Below are 16,931 nucleotides of genomic sequence, written 5' to 3' on the forward strand. Positions count from 1 at the left end.
AGAACGCCCGGCGACGCCCGCTGAACGGGCGGTGAACGGGTCGTGAACCCGTGGGCGTCAGGAGAAGGTGGCGAGCAGCCGTTGCAGCGAGTCCAGGCGCGTGCGCCCGGCATCGCCGAGCTCGCCCGCCGCCACCGCCTCCGCGAGCGCGCAGTCCGGGGCGTCGGGCAGGTGCGTGCAGCCGCGGGGGCAGCGCTCGGCGATCGTCGCGAGGTCGGTGAACGAGCGCAGGATGTTGTCGGGGTCGACGTGGCCGAGGCCGAAGGAGCGGATGCCGGGCGTGTCGATGACCCAGCCGCGACCCGGCTCGCCGCCGATGGCGGTGCCGGGGCCGGTCTCGATGCGGAGGGAGACGGTCGACGACGACGTGTGGCGTCCGCGGCCGGTGACCTCGTTGACGTGCCCGGTGGCACGGTCGGCGCTGGGAACGAGCGCGTTGACGAGCGTCGACTTGCCCACGCCCGAGTGGCCGACGAGCACCGTGCGGTGCCCGACCAGCGCGGTGGCGATCTCCGCCACGGGCATCGCGTCCCGCCGGCTGGTGAAGGTGGGGATCTCCAGGCCCGCGAAGTTCGCGAGGAACGGGGCCGGGTCCGCCAGGTCGGCCTTGGTCACGCACAGCAGGGGGCGGATGCCCGCGTCGTAGGCCGCCACGAGGTAGCGGTCGACGAGGCGCGTGCGCGGCTCCGGGTTCGCCGCGGCGACCACGATGAGCAGCTGGTCGGCATTGGCGACGATGACCCGCTCGACGCGGTCGGTGTCGTCGGCCGAGCGTCGGAGCAGGGTGCTGCGATCGCGGACGCGCACGATGCGCGCGAGCGAGCCCTCGTCGCCGCTCGTGTCGCCGACGAGGTCGACCGCGTCACCGGTGGCGATCGCGGTGCGCCGCAGCTCGCGGGCCCGGGTCGCGGTGGCCTCGTGCTCGTGGTCGCCGTCCGCGTCGACGAGCACCGCGTAGCGGCCCCGGTCCACGCCCAGCACGTGCCCGACGACGGCGTCGGCGTGGTCGGGTCGCACCTTGGTGCGTGGCCGGTTCGCCTTGGGATTCGGACGCACCCGGACATCGGACTCGTCGAGGTCGTACTCGTCGTCCTCGTCGTCGTCCGTGTCCCACCAGCTCATGCGGCTCCGTCGGCTCGCGGTGCGGGTCCGTCCTCGAGCATGCGCGCCCACAGCTCCGGGAACTGCGGCAGGGTCTTGGCGGTCGTGCCGATGTCGTCGACCCGCACGCCGGGCACGCGCAGCCCGACGATCGCGCCGGTCGTGGCCATGCGGTGGTCCGCGTACGCGCGCCAGGGGGCCCCGTGCAGCGGGGCCGGCGTGAACCGCAGCCCGTCGTCGAGTTCGGTCACGTCGCCGCCGAGCGCCCGGAACTCCGTCGCGAGCGCGGCGATCCGGTCGGTCTCGTGGTGGCGGATGTGCCCGATGCCCGTGAACTCGCTCGGCTCCTCGGCGAGGGCGGCCAGGGCGGCGAGGTTGGGGACGAGCTCTCCGGCCTCGCCGAGGTCGAGGCGCACCCCGCGGATCGCGTCGCCGCCGGTGACGGTCACCCGATCGCCGTCGCGGTGCACGCGGGCGCCGAACCGCGGGAGGAGGTCGACGAGCTGCGCTCCGACCTGCGTGGTGTCGTCGGGCCAGCCCGCGATCGTCACCGAGCCGCCGGCCGCGACCGCGGCGCAGAGGAACGGGGCGGCGTTGGAGAGGTCGGGTTCGATGTCGACGTCTCGTGCGGCGATCGGACCGGGCCGCACGACCCAGGTGCCGGTCTCCGGTCGCGCGACCGGCACGCCGCGTGCGGCCAGCGCCTCGACGGTCATCTCGATGTGCGGCATGCTCGGCAGCCGGTCGCCGGTGTGGTGCAGCCGCAGCCCGTCGTCGAAGCGCGCCGCGGCGAGCAGGAGTCCCGAGACGAACTGGCTGGAGGCGGACGCGTCGATCGCGAGCTCCCCGCCGCCGACCCGGCCGGTGCCGTGCACGGTGAACGGCAGCGCCCCGCGCCCGTCGTCGTCGAGGTCGACGCCCAGCCCCCGGAGGCCCTCGATGATGCCGCCCATTGGGCGACGGCGGGCGGCCTCGTCGCCGTCGAACGTCGTGGGGCCGAGCGCGAGCGCGGCGACCGGCGGGAGGAAGCGCATGACGGTGCCCGCCAGCCCGCAGTCGATCGTGGTGGAGCCCAGGAGCTCCTCGGCGGGGGTCACGAGCAGGTCGTCGCCGAAGCCGCCGTCGCCGGGCCGGGTCTCGATGCGGACACCGAGGGCCCGCAGTCCCTCGACCATGAGGTCGGTGTCGCGCGAGACCAGTGGCGCCCGGAGCAGCCCGGGCCCGTCGGCGAGCGCGGCGAGCACGAGCTCGCGGTTCGTGAGCGACTTCGAGCCCGGAACCCGGAGCGTGGCCGCGAGCGGGCCCGTCGCGACCGGTGCCGCCCAGGATCCGTCGCCGGCGCGCTGAGGATCGTCGTCCCCGTAGGGGTCGAACTCGGGCGCGGAATACCGGGAGATCTGCATCGGTTATCAGGGTAGTCGGTGGCGGAGTCGAGGAAGGGGCGTGCGCGTGACGGTGCTGGTGGAGCCGCGTTCCGTGGACGTACAGGCGGAGCCCGTAGGATGGCGCCCGATGGCAGCATCCGACACCTCCGGTGGCGCCCAGGGCGCCCAGCCGGCCGAGGCGGACCTGGGGGCGCTCTTCGAGGAGCAGGCCCTCCCGTTCCTCGACCAGCTCTACGGCGCAGCCCTGCGCATGACCAAGAACCCCGCGGACGCGCAGGACCTCGTCCAGGAGACGTTCGCCAAGGCGTATGCGGCGTTCGGCCAGTTCACGCAGGGCACCAACCTCAAGGCGTGGCTGTACCGCATCCTCACCAACACCTACATCAACACGTACCGCAAGAAGCAGCGCGAGCCCTTCCAGTCGGCCATCGACGACCTCGAGGACTGGCAGCTGGGCGGGGCGGAGTCGACGACCGCCCGTTCGAGCCGTTCCGCGGAGGCCGAGGCGATCGACCACCTGCCCGACAGCGCGGTCAAGGACGCGTTGCAGTCGCTGCCGGAGGACTTCCGGCTGGCGGTCTACTTCGCGGACGTCGAGGGGTTCTCCTACCAGGAGATCGCCGACATGATGCACACACCCATCGGGACCGTGATGAGCCGACTGCACCGGGGCAGGCGGATGCTTCGCGAGCTCCTGGCCGACTACGCGGGCGAACGCGGATTCGCCGTGCAGCCGGCGGCACCGCGTACCGGGAGGAAGCGATGAGCGACTGCGGCTGCGACAAGGCGAAGGCCGAGCTCGAGGAGTACCTGCACGACGAGCTCTGCAAGGAGGATGCCGCCGACATCCGCGAGCACATGGCGCACTGCGCCGACTGCTCGAGCGAGCTCCGGGTGGGACAGGTGCTGACGGACGCCGTGAAGCGGGCGTGCCGCGAGCAGGCGCCGGAGCACATCCGCGACCAGGTGCTGGCGCGCATCCGCGACCTCCAGTCCGGGCACGCCGTGCCCGCCGTGGACGCCTGAACCCCGAGGTCGCGGCACCGGTTCGGGGCGTTTCGCCCACATGGCGATTCCGCACATCCGAAAATTCGCTAACCTAGTTAGCGATGAACGAGCAGACGACCCCCGCACCCCGCTCCCGCACCCGCGTGCCCACCTGGCTGCGCGTGCTGATCCCGTCGGTGCTCGTGCTGGTGTGGTTCGCCGCGTTCGGCCTGGGCGGCGCCTCGTTCGGCCGCCTCTCCGACGTGTCCACCAACGACCAGACGCAGTTCCTGCCCGCGAGCGCGGAGGCGACCGAGGTCACCGAACTCCAGTCGGCGTTCCGCGACGACGACGTGATCCCCGCGATCGTCGTCTACGCGGCCGACGGCGCGCTGAGCGATGCGCAGCTCGCAGCGATCGACGACCAGCGCGACGCGTTCGTCGACGTCGCGGGCGTCGACGCCGAGGGCGCCTCGCCGGTCATCGTCTCCGACGACGGCGAGGCCGCGCAGGTCGTGGTGCCGGTCGTCTCGGGGGAGGAGGGCACCGAGGCGGTCGCCGAACTGCGCGATCTCCTCGCCGATGAGCCGATCGACGGCGTGACCGTCGCGGTCACGGGGCCCGCCGGCTTCACCGCCGACCTGTCCGGCGCCTTCGCCGGCATCGACGGCCTGCTCATCGCCGTCGCGTTCGCCGCGGTGTTCGTGATCCTGATCATCGTCTACCGGTCGCCCCTGCTGCCGCTCATCGTGCTGTTCACGAGCCTCACCGCACTCTGCACGTCGGTCCTGGTCGTGGTCTCGCTCGCGGCCGCCGACATCCTGCTGCTCACCGGGCAGACGCAGGGAATCCTGTTCATCCTCGTCATCGGCGCCGCGACCGACTACGCGCTGCTGTACATCGCCAGGTACCGCGAGACGCTCGCGACCGAGCCGACGAAGTGGGCCGCCACCTGGGCGGCGCTGCGCGGATCGTGGGAGCCGATCGTCGCCTCCGGCGGCACCGTGATCGCGGGCCTGCTGATCCTGCTCGTCAGCGAGCTGAACTCCAACAAGTCGCTCGGTCCGGTCGCGGCGATCGGCATCGTCTGCGCGCTGCTCGCGGCCCTCACGCTCCTGCCTGCGCTGCTGCTCTGGGCGGGACGGGTGGCGTTCTGGCCGCGCCGCCCGCGCGCGGTCTCCGACGACCCCGACCAGATCGGCAGCGGTGCGACGGGATTCTGGGGCTCGGTGAGCCGCCTCGTGTCGCGCCGGCCGCGCTGGGTGTGGATCGTGTCGACCGTGCTGCTCGGCGTCATGTCCCTCGGCCTGCTGCAGCTCGAGGCCGACGGCGTGCCGTCGAGCGAGTTCGTGCTGGGCGAGTCGCAGGCGCGCGACGGCCAGGAACTGCTCGGCGAGCACTTCCCGGCCGGTTCCGGCACGCCCGCGGTCATCATCGGTCCGGAGGGCGACCTGCAGGCGATGGCCGAGGTCGCACTCGCCGTCGACGGCGTCGACTCGGTCGCCGTGCTCGCCGCCGACTCGCCGTCGGGTCAGGCGCCCGTGACCGAGGACGGCATCCAGCCGCTCGGCCCTCCCGGCACGCCCGTCCCGGAGCCCGACGTGGTGGACGGCGAGGTGCTGCTGCAGGCGACGCTCACCGATCCGGCCGACTCGCTCGCCGCGGAGGCCACGGTCGCCGAGCTGCGCGACGCGCTCGACGCGGTGTCGACCGACGCGCTCGTCGGGGGGACGACGGCCACCGCCCTCGACACCAACGAGGCGGCGATCGCCGACCGCACGCTCATCATCCCGCTCGTGCTCGGCGCCATCCTCGTGATCCTGATGCTGCTGCTGCGGTCGATCCTCGCGCCGGTGCTGCTGATCGCGAGCGTCGTGCTCTCGTTCGGTGCCGCCCTCGGGGTCTCGGCGGTGGTCTTCGACACCGTGTTCGGCTGGGACGGCGCCGACCCGTCCGTGCCGCTCTTCGGCTTCGTCTTCCTGGTCGCACTGGGCGTCGACTACAACATCTTCCTCATGACCCGGGTGCGGGAGGAGTCGGTCGTGCACGGCACCCAGCCGGGGATCCTGCGCGGCCTCGTGCTCACCGCCGGCGTCATCACGTCGGCCGGTCTGGTGCTCGCCGCGACGTTCGCCGCGCTCGGCGTCATCCCCATCCTGTTCCTCGCCCAGATCGCGTTCATCGTCGCCTTCGGCGTGCTGCTGGACACGTTCCTGGTGCGCACGCTCCTGGTGCCGGCCCTCGCCTACGACATCGGCCCGGCCATCTGGTGGCCGTCGCGCCTGGGCCGCGCCCACGACGGGCGGCACGTCGGCGGGCACGATGCGGCGGATGCCGCGAGCATCGAGGCACCCGGGGTCGAGCCCGCGACCGCCGAGGCGCCCGCCGCGCGCTGAGCGTCGGCGCCTCGCGCCGGCACGCAGACGACGAGCCGGTCCGACCCACGGGGTCGGACCGGCTCGCTGCGTCGTGCGGGGTCGGGGTCGCTACAGCGACAGCGCGCGCGACACCAGGTCGGTCTGCTCCTGGGCGTGCACCTTCGCCGATCCGGTGGCGGGGGAGGCCGAGGCGGCGCGGGAGACGACCGTGACCGGGCGGTCCCAGATCTTGCCGGTCTCGATCGCGAAGAACGGCCAGGCGCCCTGGTTCTCCGGCTCGTCCTGCGCCCAGACCAGCTCGGCGTTCGGGTAGGAGGCGGCGACCTCGGCGAGGCGCTCGGCGGGCAGCGGGTAGTACTGCTCGAGGCGCACCAGCGCTACCTCGGGGTTCGGGTGCTTGGCGAGCTCGGCGGCGAGGTCGTAGTACAGCTTGCCCGCCATGAACACCACGCGGCGCACCGCGGCGCGGTCGGTGACGGTCGCGTCGTCGATCACCGGCTCGAACCGGCCGCTCGTGAAGTCGGCCACCTCGCTGGTCGCACCGCGCAGTCGCAGCATCGCCTTCGGCGTGAACACGACGAGGGGGCGCCGCGGACGCTGGTACGCCTGACGGCGCAGCAGGTGGAAGTACGACGCCGGCGTCGACGGGCGCGCGACGGTCATGTTGTCCTCGGCGCACAGCTGCAGGTACCGCTCGATGCGGGCCGACGAATGGTCGGGCCCCTGACCCTCGTAGCCGTGCGGCAGCAGCAGCACGACGCTCGAGCGCTGGCCCCACTTCTGCTCGGCCGAGGAGATGAACTCGTCGATCACGGTCTGGGCGCCGTTGGCGAAGTCGCCGAACTGGGCCTCCCAGAGCACGAGGGCGTCCTTGCGCTCCACCGAGTAGCCGTACTCGAACGCCATGGCGGCGTACTCGGAGAGCAGCGAGTCGTAGATCCAGAACCGGGCCTGGTTGTCGCTGAGGTTCAGCAGCGGCAGCCACTCCTGGCCGTTCACCCGGTCGTGGAACACCGAGTGGCGCTGCACGAACGTGCCGCGTCGGGCGTCCTGGCCGGCGAACCGCACCGGGGTGCCCTCCACGAGCAGCGTTCCGAGGGCGAGCAGCTCGCCGAAGGCCCAGTCGACCTTGCCGTTGCGACTCATGTCGAGCCGCTTCTGCAGGAGCTGCTGGAGCTTCGGGTGCACCGTGAAGCCCTCGGGGCGGTTGTTGAAGGCGTCGCCGATCATGTGCACGACCTGCTCGGAGACCCCCGTGGTCTCGAGCTCGCCCGTGGGCGGCGCCTCGGTCGTCGCCGGAGCCGCGGTGGCGGGCTCGATGTCGGCGCCGCCGGGGCGCGAGGAGGCGGTCTGCGCGGCGTGCGTCTCCTGGAAGGCCCGCTCGAGGCGGTCCTGGAAGTCGCGGTGCGCCGCCTGGTACTCCTCCTCGGTGATGTCGCCGCGTCCGACGAGCGCCTCGGTGTAGAGCTTGCGGACGGAGCGCTTCGCCTCGATGAGGTTGTACATGAGCGGCTGCGTCATCGACGGGTCGTCGCCCTCGTTGTGGCCGCGACGGCGATAGCAGACGAGGTCGATCACGACGTCGCGGTGGAACTGCTGGCGATACTCGAAGGCGAGCTCGGCGACGCGCACGACGGCCTCGGGGTCGTCGCCGTTGACGTGGAAGATCGGCGCCTGGATGGTCTTGGCGACGTCGGTCGAGTAGATCGACGAGCGCGCGTCGCCCGGCACGGTGGTGAAGCCGACCTGGTTGTTCGCGACGACGTGGACGGTGCCGCCCGTGCGGTACCCCCGCAGCTGCGACATCTGCAGCGTCTCGAAGACGACGCCCTGGCCCGCCATGGCCGCGTCGCCGTGCACCAGGATCGGCAGGGTGCCGTAGCTGCCCGCGGGCTTGCGGTCCTGCTTGGCGCGGGTGATGCCCTCGAGCACGCCGTTGACCGCCTCCAGGTGCGAGGGGTTGGCGGCGAGGTACACGGGCACCTCCTCGCCGTTGTCGGCCGTGAAGACGCCCTCGGTGCCGAGGTGGTACTTCACGTCGCCGGAGCCGGAGATGGTGCGCGGGTCGGGGGTGCCCTCGAACTCGCGGAAGATCTGCCCGTACGTCTTGCCGGCGATGTTCGTGAGCACGTTGAGGCGGCCGCGGTGGGCCATGCCGATCGTGACCTCGTCGAGCCCCTGCTTGGCGGCGCCCTGCAGGATCTCGTCGAGGAGGGCGATCATCGACTCGCCGCCCTCGAGGCTGAACCGCTTCTGGCCGACGTACTTGGTCTGCAGGAAGGTCTCGAACGCCTCGGCCTCGTTGAGCTTGCCGAGGATGCGCATCTGCTCGTCGTGGGTGGGCTTCTCGTACTTGCGCTCGACCTTGCCCTGGATCCACTTGCGCTGCTCGGGGTCCTGGATGTGCATGTACTCGATGCCGATCGTGCGGCAGTACGAGTCGCGGAGCACGCCGAGGATGTCGCGCAGCAGCGACGTGCGCGACTCGCCGAACTCGCCCGTGACGAACTCGCGGTCGAGGTCCCAGAAGGTCAGGCCGTGGCTGGCGATGTCGAGGTCGGGGTGCGAGCGCTGCACGTACTCGAGCGGGTCGATGTCGGCCATCATGTGGCCGCGGACGCGGAACGAGTTGATGAGCTCCTGCACGCGCGCGGTCTTGTCGATCGCGCTGGCGATGTCGACCGAGATGTCGGGCGCCCAGTGGATCGGGTCGTACGGCAGGCGGAGCGCGGCGAAGATGTCCTCGTAGAACCGGCGCTGGCCGATGAGCAGCTCGTGCACGGTCTTCAGGAACTCGCCGGAGCCCGCGCCCTGGATGACGCGGTGGTCGTAGGTCGAGGTCAGCGTGATCGTCTTGCCGATCGCGAGGTTCGCGAGCGTGCGGTCGCTGGAGCCCTGGAACTCGGCGGGGTACTCGAGCGCGCCGGCGCCGATGATGCAGCCCTGGCCCTTCATGAGGCGCGGCACGGAGTGCACGGTGCCGATGCCGCCGGGGTTCGTCAGCGAGATCGTCGCGCCCTTGAAGTCGTCGGCGGTGAGCTTGTTCTTGCGGGCGCGCTGCACCAGGTCTTCGTAGGCGGCGAGGTACTCGTTGAACGTCATGGTCTCGGCGCGCTTGATCGCGGGCACGAGCAGGGCACGGGTGCCGTCGGGCTTCGGGATGTCGATCGCGATGCCGAGGCCGATGTGGGCGGGCTTGACGAGGCTGGGCTTGCCGTCGCGCTCGTCGTAGAAGACGTTCTGGCTCGGGAACTCCTTGAGCGCCTGGATCAGCGCCCACCCGATGAGGTGCGTGAACGACACCTTGCCGCCGCGGGCGCGGCGGAGGTGGTTGTTGATGACGATGCGGTTGTCGATCATCAGCTTCGCCGGGACGGTGCGCACGCTCGTCGCGGTCGGCACCGTGAGGCTCTGGTCCATGTTGGCCGCGAGGGTCTTCGGGAGGCCGCGGAGCGGGACGACCTCGTCGACCTTCTCGGTCTCGCCCTCGACGACCGTCTGCGGGCTGGTGACGGGCACGTCGGCGGGCACCGGCTCGGGGCGCGGCGCCCGGGCGGTCGTGCGGGCCTGCGGCTGCGCGCCGATCACCGGGGTGGGCGCGGTGACGGGGTGCGAGGCGGGAGCGGGCTGCGCCGGTGCGGCCGAGGCGGGCGGGGCGGCCTTCGCGGCCGTCGCCTGGTCGGGCGTCGAGACGGTGGCGGGAGCCTCCGCGGAGGCGGGGCGGTAGTTCTCGAGGATCGGCCACCAGGTCTTGTCGACCGAGTCGCGGTCCGCCCGGAACTGCTCGTAGAGCTCGTCCACGAGCCATTCGTTCGCGCCGAACTCGTTCGACGTGGCCTGGTCGGAACCACCGGTCAACTGCTTGGACACAGCTTCTTCGCCCACTCTCTTCGCTGCTGCTGGGGGGAGCACTCCCTGGAGTGCCGGATCGAGACGGGCGTCGCGCACGCGTGCAGGCGCGGAACCCCGCCGCGACAAGCCTAAACCCGTTCCCCGGGAGCGGGCTGCATCCGCGGTGGGAACCTGAGGATGCAGCATCCGCAGGGACTAGCGTTGCGGGCATGGAGTTCTACCGCACGGCGCCGAGCCACGACCTGACCTACTCGGACGTCTTCCTCGTGCCCAGCCGGTCGGACGTGGCCAGCCGGCTGGACGTCTCGCTCGCGCCCGAGGACGGCACCGGCGCCACGCTGCCGATCGTCTCGGCCAACATGAACTCGGTCACCGGGCCGCGCCTCGCCGCGACCCTGGCCCGTCGCGGCGGGCTCGGCGTGCTGCCGCAGGACATGCACCTGCAGGACCTCGACGAGGCGATCCGCTGGGTCAAGGACCAGTCGCCGCGCTTCGACACGCCGTACTCGTTCGACGCCGACGCCACGGTCGCCGACGCGCTCGAGGTGGTCGCCCCGGTCGACGGCCACGGGGTCGTGCTGCACGACGACGCGGGCGCCTACGCCGGATGCATCCCCGCCACGCGCCTCGCCTCCGCGCTGCACGACGCGCGCCTCGGCGACCTGGTGCACGGCGCGCTCCCGGCGCTGGACGCGGAGGACGTCGAGTCGCCGCGCGCGGCGTTCGACCTCATGGCCGGCGCCGACCTCGAGTTCGCCCCCGTCATGCGGCACGGAGCCGTCGTCGGCACGCTCAGCCGGCGCAGCGCGCTGCGCGGCACCATCTACTCGCCGACGCTCGACGCGCAGGGGCGCCTGAAGGTCGCGGCCGCGATCGGCATCAACGGCGACGTGGCCGGCAAGGCCCGCGCGCTGGTCGCCGCCGGCGTCGACGTGCTCGTGGTCGACACGGCGCACGGGCACCAGGAGGGGATGGTCCGCGCCATCCGCACCGTGCGCGAGGCGGGCATCGACGTGACGCTCGCGGCGGGCAACGTCGTCACGGAGACGGCGGTCGCGGACCTCGTCGGCGCGGGCGCCGACATCGTGAAGGTCGGCGTCGGACCCGGCGCGATGTGCACGACGCGCATGATGACGGCCGTCGGTCGGCCCCAGTTCTCCGCGGTGCTCGAGACCGCGGCCGCGGCCGCGGCCGCCGGCGCGCGGGTGTGGGCCGACGGCGGGGTGCGCTACCCGCGCGACGTCGCGCTCGCGCTCGCCGCGGGCGCCGCCTCGGTGATGATCGGCTCCTGGTTCGCGGGCACGCTGGAGGCGCCCGGGCGGCTCCGCACCGACGCGTCCGGCGGCTGGTACAAGGAGAGCTGGGGCATGGCCTCGACCAAGGCCGTGCGCGAGCGCTTCGACCGGCTCTCGCCGTACGAGCTCGCCCGCAAGGAGCTGTTCGCGGAGGGCATCTCGTCGTCGCGCATCTCGCTCGACCCGCTGCGCCCGTCGATCGAGGACCTGCTCGACATGATCACCACGGGCGTGCGCAGCTCGTTCACCTACGCGGGCGCGCACACCGTGCCGGAGTTCCACGAGCGGGCGCTCGTGGGCATCCAGTCGGCGGCGGGCTACGAGGAGGGCAAGGCGCTGCCGGTCAGCTGGTAGCGCCGGCGGGCGGATGCCGCGAGCCGGCGCCGCACGTTGCCATCGTGTGACGTCCCGGGGCATCCACGGCGCCGCGCGGTTATACTTGCGTCCACGATGGACGACCCTCCTTCTTCCAGTCCCAGTTCCCCTGGTCATAGACCCCTGCCCGTGAACGATCGGTCGGGTGCGAATGCCTGAGTGGCTCCTGCTCACGTTCGGACTCCTGCTCACGATCGGCACGGGCTTGTTCGTCGCCAGCGAGTTCGCGCTGGTCAACCTCGACCGATCCGACCTCGAGGCGCGCCGCGATCGCGGCGAGACCCGTCTCGGGCTCACGATCGCCGCACTGAAGATCACGTCGACGCACCTGTCGAGCGCCCAGCTCGGCATCACGATCACGACGCTGCTCACCGGCTACACCATGGAGCCCGCGATCAGCTCGCTGCTCGCCGGCCCGCTCGAGGCGATCGGCGTGCCCGAGTCGCTCGTGCGACCGGTCGGCGCGACGACCGCGATCGTGGTCGCCACCCTCCTGTCGATGATCATCGGCGAGCTCGTGCCGAAGAACTTCGCGCTCGCGCTGCCCCGTCAGACGGCGGTGCTCGTGATGCCGTTCCAGACGGCGTTCACGACCGTGTTCGGGCCGGCCATCCGGCTGCTGAACGGCAGCGCCAACGCGCTGCTGCGCCTCATGGGCGTCGAGCCCAAGGAGGAGCTCTCCGGCGCCCGGTCGGCCGAGGAGCTGTCCTCGCTCGTGCGCCGCTCGGCGAGCGCGGGGATGCTCGAGAAGGACACCGCCACGCTGCTCAGCCGCACCCTGAGCTTCTCGCGCCTGAGCGCGGCCGACGTGATGACCCCGCGGCCGCGCGTCGCGAGCGTCTCCCGCACCGACACGGCGGCGGACGTGATCGAACTCGCCTCGCAGACGGGCTACTCGAGGTTCCCCGTGCACGAGGAGAACGTCGACGACGTCGTGGGTCTCGTGCACGTCAAGCAGGCCGTCGCGGTGCCGCGCGAGCGGCGGGCCGACGTGCCGGTCTCGGCGCTGCAGTCCGACGGGCTGCGCGTGCCCGAGACGATGCGCCTGGACGCGCTGCTCGGCGAGCTGCGGGGACGCGGGTACCAGATGGCCGTCGTCGTCGACGAGTACGGCGGCACCGCTGGCGTGGCCACGCTCGAGGACCTCGTCGAGGAGATCGTCGGCGAGGTGTCCGACGAGCACGACCGCTCTCGTGCCGGCATCGTGCGCCGGCCGGGCGCGGTGACGTTCCCCGGCCTGCTCCGACCCGACGAACTGCTCGAGCGCGCCGGCATCCGCGTGCCCGACGACGGGCCGTACGAGACCGTCGGCGGGTACGTCATGAGCGAGCTCGGACGACTGCCCGCGGTGGGCGACGAGATCGAGACGGGCGAGGGCACGCTGCAGGTCGTGCGCCTCGACGGGCGGCGCATCGACCGGCTGCGCTTCGTGCGCACCGCGCCCGTGACCGAGGAGGAGGCGGCCGATGTCTGATTGGGCCGGAATCGCCTGGCTGGTCGTGCTGCTGGCCGGCAACGCCTTCTTCGTCGGCGCCGAGTTCGCCGTCATCTCCGCGCGACGCTCGCAGATCGAGCCGCTCGCGGAGCAGGGCCTGCGTCGCGCCAAGACCGCGCTCTGGGCGATGGAGCACGCCACGCTCATGCTGGCGATGAGCCAGCTGGGCATCACGATCTGCTCGCTGCTGATCCTGAACGTCTCGGAGCCCGCCATCCACCACCTGCTGGAGGTGCCGCTGGCGCTCACCGGGTGGTCGGAGGAGGTCATCGGCGTCATCGCGTTCGTGATCGCGCTCGTGCTGGTCTCGTACCTGCACGTGGTGCTCGGCGAGATGGTGCCGAAGAACCTGTCCTTCTCGATGCCCGACCGGGCGGTGCTGCTGCTGGCGCCGCCGCTGGTGTTCACCGCGCGCGTGTTCCGCCCGCTGATCGTGGCGCTGAACGCGACCGCGAACGGCGTGGTGCGACTGTTCCGCGTCGAGCCGAAGGACGAGGCGACGAGCACCTTCACGCTCGAGGAGGTGCAGACGATCGTCGACCAGTCGCGGCGCGAGGGCGTGCTGGAGGACTCGAGCGGCACCCTGACCGGCGTGTTCGAGTTCACGACCAAGGTGGTGAGCGACATCGCGCTGCCGCTCGACGAGCTGGTCTGCCTCGGGCCCGACGGGACGCCCGGCGACGTCGAGCGCGCCGTCGCCCGTCGCGGCTTCTCGCGGTACGTCATCTGCGACGCGAACGGCGAGCCGGCCGGCTACGTGCACCTGAAGGACGTGATCGAGCTCGACGACGACGAGTTCGACGACCCGATCCCGACCAAGTTCGTGCGCCAGCTGGTCTCGATCTACGCGGGCACCGACCTCGAGGACGCACTCGCGACGATGCGCCGCACCGGCTCGCACCTGGCGCGCGCGTTCGACGCCGAGGGCGCGACCACGGGCGTGCTGTTCCTCGAGGACATCATCGAGGAGCTCGTCGGCGAGGTGCAGGACGCCACGAGGCGGGTCTAGCGTGCCGGGCCGGGACCCGCAGTGGCGGACGCTCGCGTCGCGGGTGGCGTACGAGAACCGCTGGATCCGGGTGCGCGAGGACCAGGTCGAGGGGCCGCACGGCCGGGGCGTGTACGGCGTGGTCGAGATGCGGCATCCGGCCGTCTTCGTGGTCGCCCTCGACGAGGCGGAGCGGGTGTGCCTGGTCTCGCTCGCGCGCTACCCGACCGGGAAGCAGTCCTGGGAGGTGCCCGCCGGCGGTTCCGACGGCGAGGACCCGCTGGTCGCCGCGCAGCGCGAGCTCGCCGAGGAGACGGGACTCGCGGCGGCCGAGTGGACCCGCCTGGGCGGCATGGACGCGTTGAACGGCATCGCGGACGCCCCCGAGCACGTGTTCCTGGCGCGCGGGCTCGCTCCCGCGGCCGACGCGCGCGCCTCGCAGCAGGAGGAGGGGATCGCCGACGTGCGGTGGGTCGGGTTCGGCGAGGCGCTGGCGATGATCGCCTCGGGCGCGATCGACGACGGCGAGTCGATCGCCGCCCTGGCGTTCGCGGGCATCCACCTCGGCCGATTCCGCTGATCCGCGACCCGCCGTCCGGCGGGGCCTCGCGCACCCGCTGCCGGCGACCTATCGTGGGCGCATGGACGTGGACGACGGCTGGCGCGACTGGACGGCGGACGACGCGGCGCGGTGGATCGCGGTTCCGGAGGCATCCGACGACAAGTACCGGCGCGGGGTGCTCGGTGTGCGCACCGGCTCGCGCGAGTACCCGGGCGCTGCGGTGCTCGGCGTCGAGGCGGCGGCCCGCACCGGCGTCGGGATGATCCGCTACCTCGGGCCCCGGTCGGTGCGGGAGACGGTGCTCGCCCGCCGGCCCGAGGCCGTCGGCGTCGAGGGCCGGGTGCAGGCCTGGCTCATCGGCTCGGGCATCGACCCGCACGCGCGCACGTTCGTGCTCATCGGCGAGCTCAGCAACGCGCTCGCATCGGGACTGCCGGTCGTGGTCGACGCCGGCGCGCTCGACCTGGTCGGCACGCACGTCGGTCCGACCGTCATCACGCCGCACCACCGGGAGCTGGCGACGCTGCTCGCCGCGCGGGACGTCGAGGTCTCCACCGCGGACGTCGCGGCCGACCCTGCGGCGTGGGCGGTCCGCGCCGCGGCCGAGACCGGCGCGGTCGTGCTGCTCAAGGGTGCGGTGACGCACGTGGCGGACCCGGGCGGGACCCGCCTGCGCGTCGCGCTCGGCACGCCGTGGCTCGCGGCGGCGGGCACGGGAGACGTGCTCGGCGGCATCCTCGGCGCCCTGCTCGCGACCCATCACGAGGAGCTGGCGGCGGATGCCTCGGTGCTCGCGCCGCTCGCGGCGACCGCTGCGGCGGTGCACGGGCTCGCCGCGCGTCGCGCCTCGGACGGCGGGCCGATCGTGGCGCTCGACGTCGCCGAGGCGGTGCCCGTGGTGCTCTCGGAGCTGCTCGCCGGCCGTCGCTAGGCTGGCGCGCATGGTCGGGGAGCGCGGTCTCGAGGACCGGCGGTCGCAGCAGGCGTCTGACGCCGGTCGCTCCCGCGGATGGCGGATCGCGCTCTGGACCGGCTTCGCGGCGGTGCACGTCGCGATCGTGCTGTTCGGCCTGCTCGCCCCGGGCGGTGCGTTCCTGGATGTCTCGTGGGTCTACCACGACTGGATCGAGCGGGCCGTCGACGGTGGGGCGCTCGTCGGCCTCGACGAGCCGTGGGTGTACCCGATCCTCGCGATCGTGCCGATGGCGGCGGCGTACGTGCTCGGGCCCGAGCGCTACCTCGGGGTGTGGTTGGCGATCGTGGCCCTCCTCGACGCGCTCGCGTTCGCGATGCTGCTGGGGCGACGCCGCCTGTCGCCGACGCGCCGCGCGGCCGCGCTGTGGTGGCTCGCATTCCTCGCACTGCTCGGCCCGGTCGCACTCGGGCGCATCGACTCGGTGACCGCGCCCGTCGCGATCGTCGCGCTGCTGGTCGCGGCGGGGCGCCCGCGCCTGACGGCGGCGCTGCTGGCGATCGCCACGTGGATCAAGGTCTGGCCGGTGGCGCTCGGCCTCGCGCTCGTGACGGCGTCGCGCCGCCGACTCGAGGTCGTGTGGGTCGCGCTCGCCGTGTCCGCCGCGGTCATCGTCGCGAGCATCCTCGCGGGCGGCGCCCGCACGATCTTCGGGTTCGTCGCCGAGCAGGGCGATCGCGGCCTGCAGGTCGAATCGCCTGCGGCGGTGCCCTGGCTGTGGGCGGTCGCCGCCGGATCGACGCGCTCGGAGATCGCCCTCGACGCGCAGATCATCACGTTCCAGGTGTCGGGCCCGGGCACCGCGTTCATCGCCGAGCTGCTCACGCCGCTGATGGCGCTGGCGCTCGCCGGCGTGCTCGTCGTGGGCGTCGTCGCGGTGCGCCGCGGGGCGGCGTTCGGCGCCGTGTTCCCGTCTCTGTCACTGGCGCTGGTGAGCGTGCTGCTGGTCTGCAACAAGGTGGGCTCGCCCCAGTTCGTCACCTGGCTCGCGGCACCCGTGGTGCTGGGGCTCTGCCTGCGACCGGCGCGATTCGCCGTGCCGGCCGTGCTCGTCGCCGCGATCGCCGCCCTCACGCAGGTGACGTACCCGTACCTCTACAGCCGGCTCACCGGGGCCGACCCAGCGCTGGTGCTCGCGCTCACCGGCAAGGTCGTGCTGGAGGTCGTCGTGCTCGCGTGGGCCGTGCGCGCCGTGTGGAAGAGTGGGGTGCGGAAGACAGGGGAGGTCACCTGATGCTGGTCGCATTCTCGGTCGCGCCGAGCGGAACCGGTCGCGCGGACGGATCCGTGCACGACGCGGTCGCGGCCGCCGTGAAGATCGTGCGGGAGTCGGGCCTGCCGAACCGCACGTCCTCGATGTTCACGGAGATCGAGGGGGAGTGGGACGAGGTGTTCGACGTCGTCCGTCGCGCGACCGAGGCCGTCGAACCCTTCGGGTCGCGCATCTCGCTCGTGCTGAAGGCCGACATCCGGCCGGGGTACGCGGGCGAGCTCGACGGCAAGCTCGAGCGGCTGGAGCGCGCGCTGGGCGACTGAGTCG

General features: G+C 72.5%; 13 protein-coding genes. 10 read left to right on the top strand and 3 right to left on the bottom strand.

The features are described from left to right. Window positions 1-57: 57 nt before the first annotated feature. On the bottom strand, window positions 58-1,122 hold the full coding sequence (rsgA, locus tag ABZK10_RS11325; RefSeq protein WP_353809304.1) for a ribosome small subunit-dependent GTPase A: 1,065 nt from the start codon (window positions 1,120-1,122) through the stop codon (window positions 58-60). Further along, window positions 1,119-2,504, bottom strand: coding sequence for a 3-phosphoshikimate 1-carboxyvinyltransferase (aroA, locus tag ABZK10_RS11330; RefSeq protein ID WP_353809305.1), 1,386 nt, complete (start codon window positions 2,502-2,504; stop codon window positions 1,119-1,121). The genes rsgA and aroA overlap by 4 nt, the downstream gene beginning before the upstream one ends. 109 nt (window positions 2,505-2,613) lie before the next feature. Here aroA and ABZK10_RS11335 point away from each other — a divergent pair, with 109 nt between their 5' ends. From ABZK10_RS11335 to ABZK10_RS11345, 3 genes are all read left to right on the top strand, one after another. Beyond that, window positions 2,614-3,252, top strand: a complete 639-nt coding sequence (locus ABZK10_RS11335; RefSeq protein ID WP_353809306.1) for a sigma-70 family RNA polymerase sigma factor — start codon at window positions 2,614-2,616, stop codon at window positions 3,250-3,252. Then, window positions 3,249-3,512, top strand: a complete 264-nt coding sequence (locus tag ABZK10_RS11340; RefSeq protein WP_353809307.1) for a zf-HC2 domain-containing protein — start codon at window positions 3,249-3,251, stop codon at window positions 3,510-3,512. Before ABZK10_RS11335 ends, ABZK10_RS11340 begins: the two co-directional genes overlap by 4 nt. Before the next feature lie 83 nt (window positions 3,513-3,595). Then, entirely contained in the window at window positions 3,596-5,869 is a 2,274-nt protein-coding gene (locus ABZK10_RS11345; RefSeq protein WP_353809308.1) for an MMPL family transporter, read from the top strand. A gap of 90 nt (window positions 5,870-5,959) precedes the next feature. Here ABZK10_RS11345 and ABZK10_RS11350 read toward each other — a convergent pair whose 3' ends face one another. Beyond that, entirely contained in the window at window positions 5,960-9,721 is a 3,762-nt protein-coding gene (locus ABZK10_RS11350) for a multifunctional oxoglutarate decarboxylase/oxoglutarate dehydrogenase thiamine pyrophosphate-binding subunit/dihydrolipoyllysine-residue succinyltransferase subunit (protein ID WP_353809309.1), read from the bottom strand. A gap of 191 nt (window positions 9,722-9,912) precedes the next feature. Here ABZK10_RS11350 and guaB1 point away from each other — a divergent pair, with 191 nt between their 5' ends. The 7 genes from guaB1 to ABZK10_RS11385 all read left to right on the top strand — a co-directional run bounded on the left by guaB1 (window position 9,913) and on the right by ABZK10_RS11385 (window position 16,927). Beyond that, on the top strand, window positions 9,913-11,352 hold the full coding sequence (guaB1, locus tag ABZK10_RS11355) for a GMP reductase (RefSeq protein ID WP_353809310.1): 1,440 nt from the start codon (window positions 9,913-9,915) through the stop codon (window positions 11,350-11,352). 172 nt (window positions 11,353-11,524) lie between these two features. Beyond that, window positions 11,525-12,847, top strand: a complete 1,323-nt coding sequence (locus ABZK10_RS11360; RefSeq protein WP_353809311.1) for a hemolysin family protein — start codon at window positions 11,525-11,527, stop codon at window positions 12,845-12,847. Continuing rightward, window positions 12,840-13,877, top strand: coding sequence for a hemolysin family protein (locus ABZK10_RS11365; protein WP_353809312.1), 1,038 nt, complete (start codon window positions 12,840-12,842; stop codon window positions 13,875-13,877). The genes ABZK10_RS11360 and ABZK10_RS11365 overlap by 8 nt, the downstream gene beginning before the upstream one ends. 1 nt (window position 13,878) lies before the next feature. After that, the gene (locus ABZK10_RS11370; protein WP_353809313.1) at window positions 13,879-14,436 is read left to right on the top strand and encodes an NUDIX domain-containing protein; all 558 of its coding nucleotides are present in this window, start codon (window positions 13,879-13,881) and stop codon (window positions 14,434-14,436) included. A 61-nt stretch (window positions 14,437-14,497) separates the two neighbouring features. Next, window positions 14,498-15,349: an ADP-dependent NAD(P)H-hydrate dehydratase gene (locus tag ABZK10_RS11375; RefSeq protein ID WP_353809314.1), complete on the top strand. Its 852-nt coding sequence runs from the start codon at window positions 14,498-14,500 to the stop codon at window positions 15,347-15,349. Between the two features lie 10 nt (window positions 15,350-15,359). Beyond that, a complete protein-coding gene (locus ABZK10_RS11380; RefSeq protein WP_353809315.1) occupies window positions 15,360-16,625 on the top strand; it encodes a glycosyltransferase 87 family protein in 1,266 nt (421 codons plus the stop codon). Beyond that, on the top strand, window positions 16,625-16,927 hold the full coding sequence (locus ABZK10_RS11385; protein ID WP_353809316.1) for a thiamine-binding protein: 303 nt from the start codon (window positions 16,625-16,627) through the stop codon (window positions 16,925-16,927). Before ABZK10_RS11380 ends, ABZK10_RS11385 begins: the two co-directional genes overlap by 1 nt. Window positions 16,928-16,931: the final 4 nt, after the last annotated feature.

This window comes from Agromyces sp. SYSU T00194 (assembly GCF_040496035.1).
Classification (GTDB): Bacteria; Actinomycetota; Actinomycetes; order Actinomycetales; family Microbacteriaceae; genus Agromyces; species Agromyces chitinivorans.